We start from the raw sequence: 19,228 nt of genomic DNA, 5'->3' as shown, positions 1-19,228 counted from the left end.
AGGATGTATCCATGACCGACGACGTCTCCCCGCCCGGCCTCCGCGAACGCAAACGACTCGCCACGCGACGAGCCATCCAGGTCGCGGTGCTGCGCCTGGTTCGGCAGCTCGGCTACGACGCCGTGACCGTCGACATGATCAGCCGCGACGCGGACGTCTCCGCCAGAACCTTCTTCAACTACTTCCCGTCCAAAGAAGACGCCGTCGTCGGCGATCCCCCGATCCTGCCGGAGGGAGACGAGCTGCGGCCGTTCCTCGAGGGGAGCGGCCGGGGCCGGATCCTCCACGACGTCGTCGACCTCATCGAGATCGCGACCGAAGCCAACATCACCGATCGCGAGCTGGTCCGCTGGCGCCGCGAGGTCCTCCGCGAACACCCCGAGCTCTTCGCCCGCCGCACGGCCAGCATGCAGCAGTTCGAAGCGCAGCTCGGCGACGCCATTCGCCAGCGTCTCGAACGCGACGACCCCGAGCTGGCTGCCGACCCCGAACGCCTCGCCAGCGACGCGCAGCTCACCACCCTCGTCGTCATGGCCGCGCTGCGACACGGCTGGGCGGAATGGGTCGAACAGAAGAACGAGAACCCCGGCGACGACGTCGGAACGACGCTTCGCGGGCACCTCGACTCGAGCTTCGAGCGGATGCGTCGGCTGGTGTCACGAGACGCTCCCGACATCGGGTAATGTATCTGACTGTGCGTTCTGGCCCCGGCCCGAAACCACGCCGCCTTAGCTCAGTCGGTAGAGCGTCTCACTCGTAATGAGAAGGTCGTCGGTTCGATTCCGACAGGCGGCTCCGCGATTCCGTTCTCGGAGTCTTCTCCCCTCACGCTACGGCCTTCTCGCACCGGTCCCGACCGGTGGAGAAGCCGTTCCGGTGTCGCGAGGGTGCCGTCTTCGTCCGCACGGTAACGAAATGCCGCAGATGCGGATGATCTGCCCGTCTGGTTCCGCAGATCGCGCTACGGTCGAACAATGATCACTCGGACCCCCGCCGCATCGCGGCTCTCGTCGCCGCCTGTGCGAGCGTCGCTCTGCTCGCCTCAGCCTGCTCGTCCGACGGGGGCGACAGCGCTTCCAGCTCGTCCCCGAAACCGACCAGCACGCTGACCCGGGGCAGCGGCGACGTCACGGTCCTGTACGCGGGTTCGCTCGTCGACCTCATGGAGAAGACGGTCGGGCCCGCCTACGACAAGGCCACCGGTTTCACGTTCCAGGGGCAGGGCGCGGGCTCCGGAGCCCTCGCCACCCAGATCAAGGGCAAGACCGTCAAGGCCGACGTCTTCGTCAGCGCCAGCCCGAAGGTCAACCAGACGCTCGAGGGGTCGGCGAACGGCAACTGGGTGTCCTGGTACGCCAGCTTCGCCTCGTCCAACCTCGTGATCGGCATCAACCCGAAGTCGAGTTTCGCCGCCGACCTCACATCCAAGCCCTGGTACGACGTCGTCGGCGAGTCCGGCTTCAAGCTCGGATCGACCGATGCCCTCACCGACCCGAAGGGCGCGTTGAGCGTCACGGCCCTCGAGAACGCCGCGAAGAGCGAGAACAAGCCGGAGCTGGCCACGATCGCGAAGTCGTACGACAACGTCCAGCCCGAGGAGTCCCTCGTCGGTCGTCTGCAAGCCGGACAGCTGGACGCCGCGTTCTTCTACGCGTCCGAGGCCAAGGCCGCCGATCTCACGACGATCCCGCTCACGGGTCAGGATCTCAAGGCGACCTACACCGTCACCAAGCTGGCCGGTGCGCCCAACTCGAAGGGCGCCGACGCCTTCATCCAGTACTTGCTCGGCAAAGAGGGCAAGGCCGACATGAAGAAGTTCGGCTACGACCTGATCTCGCCCGCCGACGTGAGCGGCACCGGCGTCCCCACGGCGCTCGAGAGCGTCCTTGGTCGGTAGAGCCCTCTAGGCTGAGCGAGATGTCACGCAGTCCGCTCACGTACCTGGGCGGGCTGCTCGCGCTCTACCTCCTGGTGCCGATCGCGGCGTTCGTGGTCCGGTTCGCCGTCTCGGACGATCGCGGGTTCGAAGCCCCGGGGCTGGCCTCCGCCTTCTGGACCTCGATCGCCAGTGCCAGCATCTCGACGGCCATCATCGTCGTGCTCGGTGTCCCGCTGGCCTTTGCGCTGGCGCGGTCGACGAGCTGGCTGAGCCGCGCGGTCGGCGTCCTGGTGCAATTGCCGTTGGCGCTGCCGCCCGTGATGAGCGGCATCGTCCTGATCTACATCGTCGGGCCGTACACGTGGCTCGGTGAGCTGTTCGGCGGTGAGCTGACAGGAACTCTCACCGGCATCGTCATCGCTCAGACCTTCGTCGCATCGCCCTTCCTGGTGATCGCCGCGCGCAGTGCCTTCGCCGCGCTCGATCCTGCGCTCGACGATCTGGCGGCGACTCTCGGGCACCGGCCCCTCGCCCGCTTTCTCCGGGTCGCGCTGCCGGCCGCCTCGTCGGGAATCGGGGCGGGGATCCTGCTCACCTGGCTGCGCGCCCTCGGAGAATACGGCGCGACGGTCTTGCTGTCGTATCACCCGTACTCCCTCCCGGTCTTCACGAGCGTCCAGTTCCAGAGCTCCGGGATCCCCGGCACCCAGGCGCCGACGGCCCTGGCCCTCGCGATTGCGATCGTGGCGGTCGTCGTCGGCCTGATCCGCCGTCCGCGGCGAAAAGCGACGAGCGCAGGATCCCGGGGCACCCGGCGTGCCCCGACGATCGTCCCGACCGAACCCCGCGCCGCCCTCCCGACCCCCGTCTCGTTCGCGCTCGACGCGCGCGTCGGGGGCTTCCACCTCGAGGTGGCGCATCGGGCGGGGGCGCACCGGATCGCGATCCTGGGGCCGTCCGGGTCAGGCAAGTCGATGACCCTCCGCGCTCTCGCCGGTCTGCTGGGAGACCGGGCAGGGTCCGTGGCGCTCGCGGGCGAGGACGTCACGGACGTCTCCACCGAGTCGCGGCACGTCGGCTACGTCGCCCAGGGCGGTGCGCTGCTGCCCGGCCGTACGGTCAGGCAGCAGGTCGGCTTCGGCGTCGGCACCGACCCGGCGGTCGCTGCCTGGTGGCTCTCGACACTGCACCTCGACGGCCTCGACGACAGGCTGCCGGAGCAGCTCTCCGGCGGGCAGCGGCAGCGCGTGGCGCTCGCTTCGGCCCTCAGCCGAGAGCCCCGGGTCGTCCTGCTCGACGAACCGTTCTCCGCCCTCGACGCCCCGGTGCGCGAGGAGTTGCGACGAGAGGTGCGGCGTCTGCAGCGCGAGACCGGGCTGTCGACCGTACTCGTCACGCACGACCCGGAGGAAGCTGCCCTCCTGGCCGACGAGATCCTCGTGATCGAGGGCGGAAAGATCCTGCAGTCCGGAACCCGGGGCGAGGTCTACGGGCGGCCCGCGTCGCCCGAGGTCGCCCGCCTGCTCGGGATTCCCAACCTGCTGCGCGGCGTGGTCACGTCGCACGGTGCCTTCGAGACCTCGGGAACCACGGTTCCGGCACCCGACCACGGGCTGCCCGTCGGTTCGCCGGTGCTCTGGAGCGTCCGACCGGAGCGGCTGAGGGTCGTCCGGGCCGTACCATCGGGGGCAGCAGGATCGGAGGCGCAGGCCGGGGTCGCGGCCACCGTCACCGACGTGGTCGACCTGGGCACCTCGACCACCGTGACCGTGCGGGTCGGCGAGGGGACCGAGCTCCGCGCGCACACCACCGACGTGGTCGAGCTCGCCGTGGGCGAGGCGGCGCGCGTGCGCTGGGATCCTGCCGCTCTCTCGGTGTGGGCGGATGCCGCCGCGGGGCGCCCCTGAGTCGTGACAGGCTGGTGAGCGTGAACAGCAAGCGGATCGTCGTCGTCGGATCAGCCAACCAGGACTACCTGGTGCGGGTGTCGCACCGTCCGGGCGGCGGCGAGACGACGATCGCGAGGCGCCTGGTCAAGCAGCCCGGCGGCAAGGGAGCCAACCAGGCCGTGGCGGCAGCTCGGCTCGGCGGCGCCGTGCACTTCGTCGGCGCGGTCGGCCGGGACGACGACGGGGCCAGCATTCTCCGGTCGCTCCAGAAAGACGGCGCCTCGGTCGACGACGTCCGCATCGTGGACGGCGTTCCGACCGGCCTCGCGCTCATCCTCGTCGACGACGCGGGGGAGAACTCCATCACCGTCGTCTCGGGTGCGAACGAGACGGTCACGGCCGACCGTGCTGCGGTCGTGGTCCGGCGGCTCGCCTCGTCCGGCGCGATCGTCGTGCTGCAGGGAGAGCTGCCGGTCGACGTGCTCGAGGAGACCGCGCGCGCCGCGTCGGCCGTCGGAGCGCGCGTGATCCTGAACCTCGCCCCCTATCGGGAGGTCGCCGCCGACGTCCTGGCCGTCGCCGACCCGGTGGTCCTGAACGAGACCGAGACCTCGCAGCTTCTCGGCGAGAGGGTGTCCGGGGTCGACGCGGCGCGGGGCGCCCTCGAGAAGGTGCAGTCGAACGCCAGGTCGGTCGTGATCACGCTCGGCGCGCAGGGAGCCGTCTGGACGGTCTCCGACCGACCCGAGGGCGGGGTGGGTCCCGACGACCCGAAACCGCACGTGGCAGCCGCCGAGACGACCGACGTCGTCGACACGACGGGCGCCGGAGACGCGTTCGTCGGAGCGCTCGCCTTCGCGCTGTCGGTCTCGGACGATCTCGGGCGCGCCGTCGAGCTCGGCACCCGCGCCGGAACCTTCGCGATCCGCGGCGTCGGCGCGCAGTCGTCGTATGCCCGCGCTGCCGACCTCGGGCTCACCGCGGGTTCTTAGGCTCGACGTCGAACGATCGGCGATGGACGACGTGCGGGACTGGTAGACAAGTGGAATGAGTCTTCGCTGGGGAATTCTGGGCACGGGCGGCATCGCCGCGACCTTCGTCGGCGATCTGCAGGGCGCGGGGTTCACCGTGTCCGCGGTCGGTGCACGCAAGACGGAGACCTCGCGAGAGTTCGCCGACCGGTTCGGCATCGCGGTGGCCCACGGCAGCTACGCCGAGCTCGTGGCCGACCCCGGCGTCGATGTCGTCTACGTCGCGACGCCGCATGTGTTCCACAGGGAGCAGGCTCTGCTCGCGATCGCCGCGGGCAAACACGTCCTGGTCGAAAAGCCCTTCACCGTCAACGCGGACGAGGCACGCGAGATCTTCACCGCGGCCGAACGGGCCGGGGTCGTCGCCCTCGAGGCGATGTGGACGAGATTCCTGCCGCAGAATCAGCGTCTGCGCGAGATCCTGCGATCGGGGCTCATCGGCGAACGTCGCCTGTTCACGGGCACCCACGCGCAGAGTCTTCCGACCGATCCCCGACACCGCATCAACGACCCGGCGCTCGGGGGCGGCGCGCTCCTCGACCTCGGCGTGTACCCGGTCGCCTTCGCGCTCGACGTCCTGGGCACGCCGACCGGTGTGCAGGCGAGCGCGGTGCTGAGCGATCAGGGCGTCGACGCGCGCGTAGCGGCCGTGCTCGAACACGAGGGGGTGCACGCTCGCTGATCTACGCGGCCCTCGACCTGCGAATGCCCAACTCGGCCCGCATCGACGGGACCGACGGTCGGATCGAAATCGCCCCCAGCTTCTTCGAAGCGGGACGATTCACGGTCTTCGACAACGACGGTCGCGTCATCGACCAGTACGAATCCGACGAGCACGGGCTCCGAGGCATGCAGCACCAGGCCCACGAACTGGAGCGCGTCGTGTCCGACGGGTGGGGCGCCGACGCCCCGCTGACACCCGCCGACACCATCGCGGTCGCGTCGACGATGGACGAGATCCGGCGCCTCGTCGGCGTGACCTATCCGGGCGAGAGCGCGTCATCCTGAGCCGCCGCTGGCGTCCGCGCCGGACTTTCGTAGGATGGTCCGGATGACTTCCGACGATCAGGCGCCCTCCCGCGGCCTCGGCGCGCGTGCCGGCGCCTTCCTGCGCAGCCACCCGCGAGCCTCCGCACTCACCGGAGGGGCTCTCGTTCTCGTGCTGTTCGGCGGTGGCGCGGTGGCCGCAGGAGCCGCGACCCGCCCTGCTCCGTCGTCGTCCGCAAGCGCCGGCGCAGCCTCGACCCCGTCGTCGTCCGCCACGGCCAGCCGATCGGCAGCCCCCAAGCCGTCCGCCTCGCCCTCCGCGGCCGCACGGGCCGTCCCGAGCACGATTCCCAGCGCAGCACCGCTCCGCACCTGCACGGTGGCGGCCGCTGCGGCCGACTCCCGGTTGGGTACGTTCGAGGGCACCGTCGTCGACTCGGCCACCGGTGCCACGCTGTTCGATCGCAGCGGCTCCACGCCGGCTCGCACCGGAAGCGTCATGAAGACGCTCACGACGGCCGTCGCCCTGTCCGTCCTCGGGCCCGACTACCGATTCACCACGAAGGTCACCGGAACCGGCGGCACCATCGCCCTCGTCGGTGGCGGGGACGCGACGCTGAGCGCGACCCCTGCCGGAGCAGAGAGCCTGTACACGGGCGCACCCAAACTCGCCACCCTGGCGGCACAGGTCAAAGCCAAGATGGGCAGCACCCCGGTGACGACCATCGACCTCGACGACACCTTCTGGAACGACTCCGACCGGTACGACCCGTCCTGGCCCGTCAGTGAGCGCACGATCGGCTACCAACCCGAGGTCGTCGCCCTCATGGTCGACGGCGATCGCGCCAACCCGGCGCTCGAGACGTCGCCGCGCAGCACCGACCCCGTGGGGCGCGCGGGCGACGCCTTCCGAAAGGCTCTCGTCGCCGCCGGCGTCGCGGGGGCCTCGAACGCCGCCATCACGCGCGGGGCGACGACGAGCACCACGGTGCTGGGTCAGGTTCAGTCACAGCCGATCTCGACGCTGATCGGCCAGATGATCCCCAACAGCGACAACACGCTCGCCGAGATGATGGCGCGGGTGTCGTCCAAGGTGTCCGGGAACAACGGCTCGGCCGCCTCGCTGACCAGCGTCTACCAGGCAGCGCTCAAGAAGACCTACGGTCTCGACGCCTCGACCATCAAGATCGTCGACGGATCGGGCGAGAGTGCCAACAACGGCGTGCCGTCCGCCCTCGAAGCGCAGCTGATGCTCAAGGTGCTGGCGCGGAGCAACTCACTCGGTCTCCTCTACGACTCCCTGCCCATCTCGGGCCAGACCGGCACCCTCGCCGCGCGATTCACCGGCGCGAACGCGATCGCGCGCGGAGCGGTCCACGCGAAGACCGGCTGGATCGACAGCGCCTACACGTTGGCGGGCGTCATCGATGCCAAAGACGGCACCAAGCTGACGTTCGCCTTCTACGCGATCGGCAACGTGTCGGGCACGGCCCGGGAGGCCCTCGATACGCTGTCGACCGCCGTCTACTCCTGCGGGGCGAACCTCTCGAATCAGTGACGGCCCTGAGAAGATGGGTCGCATGACCCGCGCGCTCTTCATCGTCGACGTCCAGAACGACTTCACCGAGGGCGGCGCGCTCGGGGTCGACGGCGGGGCGGCCGTGGCCGCCGGTGTGACCGCACTGCTGCGAGCGGCGCCCGAGACGTATGACGTGGTCGTGGCCTCCCGCGACTGGCACCACGGCGACGACGACAACGACGGGCACTTCGCGACCGACGCCGATCCCGATTTCGTCTCGACCTGGCCGCCGCACTGCGTCGCCGGTACCGCCGGCGCGGAATACCACCCTGCTCTCGACACGAGCGACGTCGACGTCCACGTGCGGAAGGGCATGGGGGTGCCGGCCTACTCGCTGTTCGAGGGCGTCAGCGACACCGGCGAGCACGTGGTCGCCCTGCTCGACCGCCTCGGCGTCGACGACATCGACGTCGTCGGCATCGCCACCGACTACTGCGTGCGCGCAACGGCCCTCGACGCCGTGAGCGCCGGGCGCACCGTCCGCGTGCTGCAGGATCTCGTCGCCGGAGTGGCTCCCGCGTCGAGCGTCGCCGCCCTCGACGAACTGCGGGCCGCCGGGGTCGTTGTCGCGTAGGTCGCGGCGGTGGTCTCGCTCTCGTTCGAGCCAGGCCTGCCGGGCATGCCGCTGTCGTTCCTGCCGCCGGCGCGCCGCGCGCCTCTGCACCGTCGCGCGTCTCAGCGCGCCGCGCGCTTCTGCACTGCCGCGCGCCTCTGCACTGCCGCGCGTCTCAGCGCGCCGCGGCTCTGCACCACCCCGCACCTCTGCCCCGCGCCGCCCCGCACCTCTGCCGCAAGCCCGGCCGACGTCGCCGCTCGGCGCTGGCAGGCGCGGCACGAAGGGCTCGACCGCGATCTCGCCGAACCCGGCACGGGACCCGATGGAGCCGGCCGGCGACGCGCTACACCAGCAGCTGGTGCTTGGCCAGGTCTTTGTAGAGAGGCGTGGAGACGACGAGCTCGGAGTGGGTGCCGACGCCGATGACGCGGCCCTGTTCGAGCACGACGATCTGGTCGGAGTCGACCACCGTCGAGAGGCGGTGCGCGATGACGATGAGCGTGCGGTTCTCGGCGACGGCGTCGATGGCCTCGCGCAGGCGCTGCTCGTTGATGCCGTCGAGCGACGACGTCGACTCGTCGAGCAGCAGGATCGGCGGCGCGGCCAGCAGGGTGCGCGCGATCGCGAGACGCTGCTTCTCGCCGCCGGAGAGCATGACGCCGTCTTCGCCGACCTGCGCGTCGAGGCCGTGGTCGCCGCGCTCGAGCACACCGGTGAGGTTGACGGCCTCGAGGACGCGACGGCAGTCGTCGTCGGTAGCGCCGGGCGTGCCGAGGACGAGGTTGTCGCGAATCGTGCCGGCCAGGACGGGGGCGTCTTGCTCGACGTAGCCGATCTGGGCCCGCAGCTCGGCGCGGTCGAGCGCGCGGATGTCGGTGCCGCCGAGCCGGATCACGCCGGCCGTGGGGTCGTAGAACCGTTCGATGAGGGCGAGGATGGTCGACTTGCCCGCGCCGGACGGACCGACGAGGGCTGTGCGCTTGCCGCGCTGCACGTCGAAGCTCACACCGCGGAGGACGGTCATGTCGTCGTCGCGACCCGGCGTGGGCGCTGGAGCGGCGACGGCTCCGCCCAGGGCATCAGCGGACACGTCGTCGCTCGGGGTGCGGCCGGATAGACGAACTCGACGTCTTCGAAGCGGATGGCGGCGGACGCCGTTTCGCCGACGGTGGCGGACGCACCCAGGGCGGCGGCAGCGCGTGTGTCGTCGTCGGTCTCGCTGGGAAGGTCGATGATCTCTTGGATGCGGCCGAGGGCGCCCAGGGCCGAGTTGACACTCGTGACGGCGCCGAAGGCATTGCCGAGCGGCATGATCATGAGGAACAGGAACAGGATGAACGACACCAGCTGAGCGATCGTGTCGGAGCCGGATGCGACGCGGAACCCGCCGACACCGAGGACGACGAGGAACGACACCTGCATGGCGACGCTCGCGATCGGCACGACGACGGCCGACGCGCTGGCGACCTCGAGGCCGCGGTCGTACGCGCCTTCGATGTCGGAATCGATGGTCGTGATCTCGCGCTCGGTGGCGCCGGCGGCCCGGACGGTGCGGATGGACGAGATCGAGCGCTCGACGGCCGCGGTCAGGTCGCCGACCTTGCGCTGGGCGCGCTGGCTGGCGACGCGGATGCGGCGCGAGAGGGCGACGACCACGACGACGGAGGCTGCCACGACCAGGACGGTGAGGCCGAGCAGCACCGGGTCGATGAGCGCCATGCCGACGATGGCACCGACGAACGTCAGCGAGCCGCCGATGGCGTCGACGAGCCCCTGCGTGAGGACCGCGCGGAGCAGCGTCGTGTCGGAGCCGACGCGGGAGACGAGGTCGCCCGTGCGCCGGGCGTCGAACTCGCTGATCGGCAGGTGCAGCATGCGGGCCACCAGGCGGCGCCGACTCGACAGGACGACAGCCTCGCCGGTGCGCTGCAGAAGGTAGTGCTGGAAGCCGCTCAGCAGGCCCGAGATGACGACGAGCGCGACGAGAGCCACCACGAGCGTGCCGAGCGGTTTGTTGTTCTGCACGAAGCCGATGACCTGCTGCACCAGCAGCGGCTGCGCCAGCGACGCGGCGGCTCCCAGGACGCTCAGCACGATGATGACGACGAGCATCCGCTTGTGCTCGAAGAGGTAGGGGAGCAGCTGCGTGAACTTCGCGCGCGGCCCCTCGGGGATGGGACGGCCGTTGCGGTCGAGCTTCGGCGGCCGCACGCGTTTCTGCCGCTTCGAGGAGCGGCCGCCCAAAGCGCCTGCCCCCGCTGGGGACGCCTGGGGCGAAGCCGGGTCGGAGGCGGGCCGGGTGGTGGTGTCGGAGCTCATGTCGTCCTTTGAGGCGTGGTGATCCTGCGCCCTCGATTTTAGACGCGCGAGGCTGGGCGACGAGCAAGCCCCCGACGCCTGTGGAGAACACGCGTCGAGGGGCTTGGTGGGGAGAACCGGCTAGTTGAGGTTCTCCGAGTAGTCGACGTCGCGCGTCTCGCGGCTCAAGAACAGGGCGACGAGCGTGATGAGGGCCATCGCCGACAGGTAGAGGCCGACCAGCCAGGTGCTGCCTTCGGCGGCCTTCCACAGGGCGACGGCGATGAACGGGGCGACCGCGGCACCGAGGATGCTCGACACGTTGTAGCTGATGGCGGAGCCCGTGTAGCGGACGTTGGCGGGGAACAGCTCGGGCAGAACGGCACCCATCGGGCCGAAGGTGAGACCCATCAGGATGAAGCCGAGGATCAGCAGCCCCTGGGCTCCGGCGAATCCGGCGGAGAAGAGCGGGGTGAACAGGAACCCGAACACCAGGATGCCCGCGGTCACGGCCAGCAGCATCTTGCGGCGCCCGAAACGCTCGGCCAGCGGCCCGGAGACGAGCGTGAAGATTCCGAAGAAGGCGACGCCGATGATCAGCATCAGGAGGAACTTCTCGCGCGTGTACCCGAGGCCACCGACCGGAGCCGCCGTCGGCGTCGTTCCGTAGGTCAGGGTGAACGTCGTCATCAGGTAGAAGAGCGTGTACGTGGCCAACATGATGAACGTGCCCAGGATGAGCTGGCGCCAGCTGGTCCGGAAGACGCGGCCGAGCGGCAGCTTCGACACGTTGCCGGTCTCGACCACCTTGGTGAAGGCCGGCGTCTCGACGAGCTTGAAGCGCGCGTAGAGGCCGATGGCCACCAGGATCGCGCTGCCGAGGAACGGGATCCGCCAACCCCAGGTGGCGAACGCGCTCGTCGACATCGTGACGTTCAGGATGAGGAAGAGGCCGTTGGCGATCATGAAGCCGATCGGCGCCCCCAGCTGCGGGAAGGTGCCGTAGATCGCGCGGCGGCCCTCGGGCGCGTTCTCGGTCGCCAGGAGCGCTGCACCGCTCCACTCGCCGCCGAGGCCGAAGCCCTGGGCGAAGCGCAGGATCACGAGGAACGTCGGGGCGAGGACGTGCCACCCGGAGACGGTCGACGCCGGTAGCACGCCGATGAGGAACGTCGCGATGCCCATGGTCAGGAGGGACGCGATCAGGGTGTTCTTGCGGCCGATCCGGTCGCCGAAGTGCCCGAAGACGATCGATCCGACCGGACGCGCGATGAAGGCCACGCCGAATACCGCGAACGAGGCGAGGAGGGCGACGGTGGGGTCGGCGTTGGCGAAGAAGAGCGTGGGGAAGACGAGGACGGCCGCGGTCGCGTAGACGTAGAAGTCGTAGAACTCGATCGAGGTGCCGATGAGGCTCGCGACGATCACTCGCGAGCGAGAGTTCGTGGGGGTGGGACTGTTCGTCGCCGGAGCGACGGTGGTGGTCGACATGGGGATTGTTCTCCGAGAACGGACGCACGCGAGGACGTGTGCTGGATGGTGGGGATCTCGGGGAGGCGTCGCAGGGTGATGCGGGCGCTTCCGCACCGCATCGCTGCCACCGGGAAGTGATCGATCGCTTGTGACGATCCGTCCGTCATGTTACAGCACGACGTCCGGATGCGACACGCCCGGATGAACAGCAGGTGTCGCCGGAACGCGAATCAGCCGACGGCGTCGAAGCCGGTGTCGAGCTCGCCGGGCAGCTGGTGCCCCATGCGATCGCGCTTGGTGTCGAGGTACGCCTCGTTGAACGCGCCGACGCCGACGACGAGCGGGACCATCTCTGCGACGTCGATGCCGTGCGCCGTGAGTTGGTCGCGTTTGTCGGGGTTGTTCGTGAGGAGGCGGACGGACTCGATGCCGAGATCGCGCAGGATGTCGGCGGCCGCGGTGTACTCGCGGGCGTCTGCGGGCAACCCCAGCGCGAGGTTGGCGTCGAGGGTGTCGAGCCCCTCCTCCTGCAGCTTGTAGGCGCGCAGCTTGTTGATGAGGCCGATGCCACGGCCCTCGTGGCCCCGTAGGTAGATGACGACGCCGCCGTGGTTGTGGATGGTGTCGAGCGCAGCGTCGAGCTGCGGGCCGCACTCGCACTTGAGCGAGCCGAAGGCTTCGCCGGTCAGGCACTCCGAGTGGACGCGCACGAGAGCTCCGTCGACGGGGCGCCCCGAGACGATGGCGATGTGGTCGGCCCCGGTGTCGAGGTCGCGGTAGGCGCGCATGCGGAACGTGCCGTGCGTCGTGGGCACGGTGGTTTCGACCTCGAAGGACACGTGCGGTCGCACGGCTGGGGTGTCGGTCATGAGGAGCTCCCGCTCTGAGTGCGGGCGAGGATCGCGAGATCGTCGCCGAGGGGGTGACCGACACCACGCGGAGGCGATGCTGGTCGTCGATCGTGTCTACTCCGATGTCGCCGAGAGCGAGCCGAGGGCCGCCGATCAGAGTCGGAGCGAGGTAGACGAGGAGGTCGTCGGCGAGGCCGCGTCGCACGAACTCGGAGGCGACGGTGGGGCCGCCCTCGACGAACACGCTGCGGACCTCGTCGTCGTAGAGGCTTGTGAGCACCGCGGTGAGGTCGCGCGTGCGGGTCTCGACGGCTCCGCCAGGGTGGCGCAGGATGCTGGACCCGGCCGGGACCGGGCGCTCACCGACGATCACGGGCCGCGGCTGATGCGGAAGCAGTTCGCCGCCGTCGCCCCGGGCGGTCAGACTCGGGTCGTCGGCCAGCACGGTGCCGGTGCCGACCAGGATCACGTCGTGCCGGGCACGCTGCTCGTGGACGTGCTGTCGGGCGGCGGTGCCGGTGATCCACCGGCTGGTCCCGTCGGCCGCCGCGGCGCGCCCGTCGAGGCTCGAGGCCCACTTGACCGTGACGAACGGTCTGCCGAGGCGCTCGGCGATCAGCCAGCGACGCAGGAATTCGGAGACCTCGTCGGCCAGAAGGCCCGACTCGACCGCGACCCCGGCCTCCGCGAGACGCTCGGCGCCTCCGGACGAGTGTTCGCCCGGGTCGTCGACGGAGAACACGACGCGGCTGATGCCCGCGTCGATCAGGGCCTGGCTGCACGGGCCCGTCCGGCCCTGGTGGTTGCACGGTTCGAGCGTGACGATCGCCGTCAGCCCGCGCGCCGCGCCCGGTGCGAGTTTCGACAGCGCGTCGACTTCGGCGTGCGGCGTACCGGCCCCGCGATGCCACCCCTCGGCAGCCACAGAACCGTCGGGGCGCAGGATCACGCACCCCACCTGCGGATTGACGCCCGTCGCGGGCCCGTGCCCGGCCAGCGAGAGCGCGTGGCGCATGGCCCGCTCGTCGCGGTCGGAGGCGCTGCTGGGGTTCACGGGGGCTCTTTCGGATGGGCGAAGACGGGATGGCGCCTTCCGACCCTAGCCAACGCGCCACAGCGTGACGTATTCCGACCGTGTCGCGTCACGAAGGCTTCACGAGGCGAGGCGTCAGGCGGCGCGCATCGACTCCGCCGGCCAGCCGGGTTTGACGGAGCGGTCGTCGTCGCGGCCGAGCCTCGCCTTCCAGCAGTCGGGGTGGCCGTGGTCTCGATCCGGCTGGAGGCCGGGACCCTGGCCGGTGTAGGTGAAACCCGAGCGTCGAGCCACCCCCGCGGATGCCAGGTTGCCGACGTAGCCCTCCCACACGATGTCGTCGAGACCCTCGTCGAAGGCCCAGTCGGCGACGAGACGCACGGCCTCGGTCATCAGCCCGAGACCGCGCAGCTCGGCCGAGATCCAGAACCCGATGTCGCGGTGCTGCAGGCGGATGCTGATCATCCCGACCAGAAGGGTCGACCCGGGCAGCCGAAGGCCCCAGGTGTATTCGCGACCGGTCAGCCAGCCGCGTTCGACGATCTGAGACACGAAGAACTGTGCGTCTTGAAACGTGTAAGGGACGGGAACGGTCGTGAACGTCTGCAGCTGTTCGTCTTGGCAGCAGTCGTAGATGGCGACGGTGTCGGCCGTTCTGGGCACCTCGAGGCGCAGCCGGGGCGACTCGAGGACGAAGGGCTGCATCGCGGCTCAGCGGACCTTGCGCACGAAGCCGACGCGGTCGTAGACCGTTTCGAGAGTCTTGCTCGCGATCTCGTCGGCCCGATCGGCGTTGGCCGAGAGCACTCGGTCGAGTTCGGCGGGGTCGTCGAGCAGTTCGAGGGTGCGCTGACGGATGGGCGTGAACGCCTCGACGACCGCCTCGGCGACCTCCTTCTTGAGATCGCCGTAGCCGCGCCCGACGAACTGCTCTTCGAGCGTCGGCACGGTCTGGCCCGAGAACGCGGAGAGGATCGTCAGGAGATTCGACACCCCGGCCTTCTCGCCGCGGTCGAAGCGGATCTCGCGCCCGGTGTCGGTGACGGCGCTCTTGATCTTCTTGGCGGTCTTCGACGGCTCGTCGAGGAGCCAGATCAACCCCGCGTCGGAGGCTGCCGACTTGCTCATCTTGGACTCCGGGTTCTGGAGGTCGTAGATGCGCGCGGTCTCTTTGAGGATGTAGGGCTGCGGCACGGTGAACGTCTTGCCGAAACGCGAGTTGAAGCGGTTCGCCAGGTCGCGCGTGAGCTCGACGTGCTGCTTCTGATCGTCGCCGACCGGCACCAGCTCGGTGTTGTACAGCAGGATGTCGGCCGCCATGAGCATCGGATAGGTGAACAGCCCGACCGAGGCCGACTCCGCCCCTGCTTGGCGGACTTGTCTTTGAACTGGGTCATCCGGCTGGCCTCGCCGAAGCCGGTGATCGTGTTCAGGACCCAGGCGAGCTCGGCGTGGGCCGGGACCTGCGACTGGATGAACAGGATCGACTTCGCCGGGTCGATACCGCCGGCGATGTACTGGGCCGCGGTGCGACGCGTTGTCTCGCGCAAGACAGCAGGATCTTGCGGAACCGTGATGGCGTGGAGGTCGACGACGCAGTAGAGCGCGTCGTGAGTGTCTTGCAGGTCGACCCACTGCTGAAGGGCGCCGATGTAGTTGCCGGCGTGCAGGGAGTCTGCGGAGGGTTGCATGCCCGAGAAGAGGCGGGGGAGTGACATGGGGTTCCTAGCGAAAGAAGAAGTGCTGAGAGAAAAGGGCTAGATGTCGTAGTCGACGACCACGGGGGTGTGGTCGGACCATCGCTTGTCGTACGACTCGGCGCGATCGACCGCGTAGTGCTTGACGCGCTCGGCGAGTGCGGGCGTCGCCATCTGGTAGTCGATGCGCCAACCGGTGTCGTTGTCGAAGGCGGCCCCGCGCCAGGACCACCAGGTGTAGGCCCCTCGACGTCGCCGGCCTCCCGGCGACCGACGTCCACCCAGCCGAGGCCCTTGCCGGTCGAACCGTCGACGCCCTCGACCTTTTTGCCCGCGGGGCCGAAGAAGCGGTCGAAGTAGGCGCGTTCGCGAGGCAGGAAGCCGGCGCGCTTGACGTTGCCCTTCCAGTTCTTGATGTCGAGGGGGTGTGGCCGACGTTGAGGTCGCCCACGACGACGGCGAGCTCGTTGTGCTTCTCGAGCTGCGGAAGGCGTCGTGACATCGCGTCGAGGAACTTCCATTTCTCGTCTTGCTTGGGGAGTCCGCTTCGCCCGAGTGCACGTAGGTGCTGACGACCGTGACGATCGTGCCGTCGACGTCGTAGTCGGCCTCGAGCCAGCGGCCCGCGCTGTCGAATGTCTTGGCGCCCAGGTCGACGCGGTGGATCTCGGCCTTCTTGCGGCTCGCGAGCGCGACTCCCGCGCGGCCCTTGGCCGTGGCCTCGTCGTGCAGAATGTTCCACTCGGGGCCGAGCAGGCCCTCGATGTCGTCGGTCGACGCCCGGACCTCTTGAATGGCGAGGATGTCGACGTCTCGCCCGTCGAGCCACGCCCCCATGCCCTTGCGGTAGGCGGCGCGGATGCCGTTCGTGTTGATGGACGCGAGGCGGAGACGTGAACCCATGCCTAAAACCCTACTGGCGTGTACCGACACCTCGGCCTTCGGCGCCGGAATGGTCGCGGTGAGATGGAGTGAGGGCGGCCGTACTAGGCGGCGTCGTGGTCGGTGGTGAGGAACTCCACGAGCGAGTCGGCGGTGGTCTCGGCGTCGTCGCCCGACACGGTCAGGACGACCTCGTCGCCGGTGTTCACCCCGAGGCCGAGGAGGCCGAGGATGCTCGACGCGTTCACGGTCTTGTCGCCCTTTCCGATGGTCACGGACTGGCCGGACGCGGTGACGGTCTGGACGAAGAGCGACGCGGGCCGCGCGTGCAGCCCGGAGGACGAGGCGACGGTGACGGTGCGGGTGGCTTCGGACATGGTGCTGCTCCTCTGAGGTAAAGCGATTGATGGGGGAGGCGGTGGTCAGTTCCGGCCGGGCCAGAAGACCTCGGTGCCGGCTCCTTCCACCTCTCGGACGAGGTCGAGGTTGACGGCGGGGTCGGTGATGATCGTATCGATAGCCGCTATCGGGGCGACCCGTCCGAACTCCTCGCGGCCGAACTTGGTGTGGTCGGCCAGGAGGATACTTCTGCGGGCCGATTTGATGAGCGACGACTTGACCGCCGCCTCGGCGATGTTGTGCGTGGTGAGGCCGCGCTCGGGCGTGATGCCTCCGACACTGATGAACGCCGTGTCGACCGACACCATGCCGACGAGCTGGTGCGTCCACGTGCCGACCCCGGCGAGGGAGTCGCGCCGGATGCTTCCGCCCAGCAGGTGGAGGTCGATGCCCGGCTTGCTGGCTACGGCCATGGCGACGGGGAGGAGTGGGTGACGACCGTCAGCCCGCGATCTCCGGGCAGCATCTGGGCGAGCAGGATCGTCGAGGTGCCCGCGTCGATGATGATCGATCCGTTCTCGGGGATCTCGTCGACCGCGGCCTGCGCGATGACCATCTTCTCGGCCGTGTTGATGCCACCGCGGTCGCCGACGCCGGGGTGGAAGGTGATCCGCTCCACCGGGATCGCTCCGCCGTGGGCCCGTCGGACGAGGCCCCGTCGTTCGAGGCTCGTGAGGTCACGACGAATGGTCTCCGGGGTGACTTCGAGCAGTTCCGCGAGATCTCTGACGTCGACTCGCCCGTGCTGTCGTGCCTCCTCGACGATTCGGAGGTGGCGTTCTGGAGCGTACATCGGTCCTCATCAATGAGAAGTGGGCATTTTGGAAGCTCTTTTGGGCAATCCAAGCGCAAACAAAAGTCTGTTGGTGCATTTTTAGCTCTGAATTTGTTTGTTTGTCAATTCAGATCGTTGTATGGTCTGTGCAGCGCCTCGTGCGCCCTTGACACGCAGAAGCACACAGAACTGAACCGAACGAGCCAAGATGAAGGAGTCTCGGATGCCTGAACTGCCCGGTGTAGGAGTCGGTCGTGGAACCGCGAGCGGTCCTGTGCTCCGCATGGCAGCCCCGCTCGGCGAACCCGACGCCACGCCTCTCGAGGGAGACGCCGCGGCGGCCAAGGCGCAGGTGGGCGAGGCGCTCGCCGTCGTCGCCGCCGACCTCGGCAAGCGCGGCGCGGCAGCCGGCGGCGATGCCCAGGCGGTCCTCGAGGCTCAGGCGCTGATGGCGCAGGATCCCTCGATCCTCGACGACGTGCACGCGCAGATCGACTCGGGCACCAACCCCGAGCGCGCGGTGTTCAACGCCTTCAAGTCGTTCCAGGACATCCTGGCCGGCATGGGCGGCTACATGGGAGAACGTGCCGCCGACCTCGGCGACGTCGCCCAGCGCATCATCGCCCAGCTGCGCGGAGTCCACGCCCCGGGCGTCCCCGAGTCGGACACCCCCTTCATTCTGGTCGCTCGCGACCTCGCGCCCGCCGACACGGCGCTGCTCGATCTCGACAAGGTGCTGGCCCTCGTCACGCGAGACGGCGGTCCGACCTCGCACACCGCGATCCTGGCGCGAGCCAAGGGCATCACCGCGATCGTGGGCGTGACGGACGCGGACGACCTCGTCGACGGCGCCGTCGTCATCGTCGACGCCGGAGCCGGCGTCGTGATCACCGACCCGACCGACGCGCAGATCGACGAGGCGGACCGCAAGCGGGCCGAGCGACTCGCGGCGGTCAACGCCCCGCTGACGCCGGGCGCCCTGAAAGACGGCACGCTGGTCCCGCTGCTCGCCAACGTCGGATCGCCGAACGACGGCCCGGCCGCGGTCGCCGCCGGCGCCGAGGGCGTCGGCCTCTTCCGCACCGAGTTCCTGTTCCTCGACTCGCCCTACGCGCCCGACGTGGCGACGCAGAAGGCGTCCTACGTCGCCCTGCTGAAGGAGTTCCCCGGCAAGAAGGTCGTCGTCCGAGCTCTCGACGCCGGGGCCGACAAGCCACTGCCGTTCCTGACCGACAAGGATGAAGAGAACCCCGCGCTCGGCCGCCGAGGTCTCCGCGCGCTCCGTCACCACGAGGAGATCCTGCGCGATCAGTTGACGGCGCTCGCTCAGGCAGACGCCGAGACCGAAGCCGACCTGTGGGTCATGGCTCCGATGGTCGCCGACCTCGAAGAGACCGAGTACTTCGTCGGCCTCGCCCGCGAGCTGGGAATCCGCACCGCCGGCGTCATGGCGGAGGTGCCCTCGGTCGCGCTGATGGCCGACCAGGTGCTGGCCGCGGCCGACTTCGTGTCGATCGGAACGAACGACCTCACCCAGTACACGATGGCGGCCGACCGCATGCTCGGCACCGTGGCGTCCTATCAAGATCCCTGGCACCCTGCCGTCCTCCGCCTCGTGGCCCAGCTCGGCGACGCGGGCCGGGCCGTCGGCAAGGGAGTCGGCATCTGCGGCGAGGCCGCGTCCGACCCGCTCCTCGCCGTCGTGCTCGTCGGGCTCGGCGCCACCACGCTCTCCATGACCCCCGCCGCCCTGGCCGACGTCCGCGCCGAGCTGAAGAACCACACGCTCGACGAGGCGCGCGCCATGGCTCAGGCGGCGCTCGCCGCCACCTCGGCCGCTGCCGCTCGCGCTGCATCGTCCTCCGTGTCCCTGTAACAGTCCTCCCTCCCCGCACAACC

General features: G+C 69.5%; 13 protein-coding genes, 1 tRNA gene and 5 pseudogenes. 10 read left to right on the top strand and 9 right to left on the bottom strand.

The annotated features are described in order from the left end of the window. Window positions 1–11: 11 nt before the first annotated feature. The 9 genes from QUE79_RS18525 to QUE79_RS18490 all read left to right on the top strand — a co-directional run bounded on the left by QUE79_RS18525 (window position 12) and on the right by QUE79_RS18490 (window position 7,939). Window positions 12–683: a TetR/AcrR family transcriptional regulator gene (locus QUE79_RS18525; RefSeq protein ID WP_286344350.1), complete on the top strand. Its 672-nt coding sequence runs from the start codon at window positions 12–14 to the stop codon at window positions 681–683. A 39-nt stretch (window positions 684–722) separates the two neighbouring features. Next, window positions 723–795, top strand: a tRNA-Thr gene (locus QUE79_RS18520). A 148-nt stretch (window positions 796–943) separates the two neighbouring features. Continuing rightward, window positions 944–1,897 (top strand): extracellular solute-binding protein, encoded by a 954-nt coding sequence (locus QUE79_RS18515; RefSeq protein WP_350271724.1) that lies wholly within the window; start codon window positions 944–946, stop codon window positions 1,895–1,897. Window positions 1,898–1,917: 20 nt separating this feature from the next. Beyond that, window positions 1,918–3,786, top strand: a complete 1,869-nt coding sequence (locus QUE79_RS18510; RefSeq protein ID WP_286344349.1) for an ABC transporter ATP-binding protein/permease — start codon at window positions 1,918–1,920, stop codon at window positions 3,784–3,786. Window positions 3,787–3,806: 20 nt separating this feature from the next. Further along, complete coding sequence (locus QUE79_RS18505) at window positions 3,807–4,760, top strand: ribokinase (RefSeq protein WP_286344348.1); 954 nt, start codon at window positions 3,807–3,809, stop codon at window positions 4,758–4,760. A 55-nt stretch (window positions 4,761–4,815) separates the two neighbouring features. Further along, a complete protein-coding gene (locus QUE79_RS18500) occupies window positions 4,816–5,481 on the top strand; it encodes a Gfo/Idh/MocA family protein (RefSeq protein WP_350271587.1) in 666 nt (221 codons plus the stop codon). A 23-nt stretch (window positions 5,482–5,504) separates the two neighbouring features. Then, on the top strand, window positions 5,505–5,807 hold the full coding sequence (locus QUE79_RS25835) for a hypothetical protein (protein ID WP_350271586.1): 303 nt from the start codon (window positions 5,505–5,507) through the stop codon (window positions 5,805–5,807). Window positions 5,808–5,850: 43 nt separating this feature from the next. Beyond that, a complete protein-coding gene (locus QUE79_RS18495; protein ID WP_286344347.1) occupies window positions 5,851–7,344 on the top strand; it encodes a D-alanyl-D-alanine carboxypeptidase/D-alanyl-D-alanine-endopeptidase in 1,494 nt (497 codons plus the stop codon). A 22-nt stretch (window positions 7,345–7,366) separates the two neighbouring features. Then, the gene (locus QUE79_RS18490) at window positions 7,367–7,939 is read left to right on the top strand and encodes an isochorismatase family protein (protein ID WP_286344346.1); all 573 of its coding nucleotides are present in this window, start codon (window positions 7,367–7,369) and stop codon (window positions 7,937–7,939) included. A 325-nt stretch (window positions 7,940–8,264) separates the two neighbouring features. On the opposite strand, the pseudogene QUE79_RS18485 reads toward QUE79_RS18490, so the two are convergent. From QUE79_RS18485 to QUE79_RS18445, 9 genes and pseudogenes are all read right to left on the bottom strand, one after another. Continuing rightward, window positions 8,265–10,132 (bottom strand): annotated as a pseudogene (locus tag QUE79_RS18485) (ABC transporter ATP-binding protein). A gap of 228 nt (window positions 10,133–10,360) precedes the next feature. Continuing rightward, window positions 10,361–11,710, bottom strand: a complete 1,350-nt coding sequence (locus tag QUE79_RS18480; RefSeq protein WP_286344345.1) for an MFS transporter — start codon at window positions 11,708–11,710, stop codon at window positions 10,361–10,363. Between the two features lie 212 nt (window positions 11,711–11,922). After that, window positions 11,923–12,531, bottom strand: a pseudogene (gene ribA / locus QUE79_RS18475) (GTP cyclohydrolase II); the annotation flags it as partial. Window positions 12,532–12,673: 142 nt separating this feature from the next. Beyond that, window positions 12,674–13,558, bottom strand: a pseudogene (gene ribD / locus QUE79_RS18470) (bifunctional diaminohydroxyphosphoribosylaminopyrimidine deaminase/5-amino-6-(5-phosphoribosylamino)uracil reductase RibD); the annotation flags it as partial. 153 nt (window positions 13,559–13,711) lie between these two features. Beyond that, a complete protein-coding gene (locus tag QUE79_RS18465) occupies window positions 13,712–14,281 on the bottom strand; it encodes a GNAT family N-acetyltransferase (RefSeq protein WP_286344344.1) in 570 nt (189 codons plus the stop codon). A 6-nt stretch (window positions 14,282–14,287) separates the two neighbouring features. Continuing rightward, window positions 14,288–15,267, bottom strand: a pseudogene (gene trpS / locus QUE79_RS18460) (tryptophan--tRNA ligase). Window positions 15,268–15,333: 66 nt separating this feature from the next. Continuing rightward, window positions 15,334–16,176 (bottom strand): endonuclease/exonuclease/phosphatase family protein, encoded by an 843-nt coding sequence (locus QUE79_RS18455; protein WP_350271585.1) that lies wholly within the window; start codon window positions 16,174–16,176, stop codon window positions 15,334–15,336. 83 nt (window positions 16,177–16,259) lie between these two features. Beyond that, window positions 16,260–16,532, bottom strand: a complete 273-nt coding sequence (locus QUE79_RS18450; RefSeq protein WP_286344343.1) for an HPr family phosphocarrier protein — start codon at window positions 16,530–16,532, stop codon at window positions 16,260–16,262. A gap of 45 nt (window positions 16,533–16,577) precedes the next feature. After that, window positions 16,578–17,347: pseudogene (locus QUE79_RS18445) on the bottom strand (DeoR/GlpR family DNA-binding transcription regulator). Window positions 17,348–17,552: 205 nt separating this feature from the next. Between QUE79_RS18445 and ptsP the strand changes: the two are divergent. Next, window positions 17,553–19,205, top strand: a complete 1,653-nt coding sequence (gene ptsP, locus QUE79_RS18440; RefSeq protein ID WP_286344342.1) for a phosphoenolpyruvate--protein phosphotransferase — start codon at window positions 17,553–17,555, stop codon at window positions 19,203–19,205. Window positions 19,206–19,228: the final 23 nt, after the last annotated feature.

The organism is Frondihabitans sucicola, assembly GCF_030296615.1.
In the GTDB taxonomy this organism is placed as follows: Bacteria; Actinomycetota; Actinomycetes; order Actinomycetales; family Microbacteriaceae; genus Frondihabitans; species Frondihabitans sucicola.
This window is presented reverse-complemented; position numbering and strand designations above follow the sequence as displayed.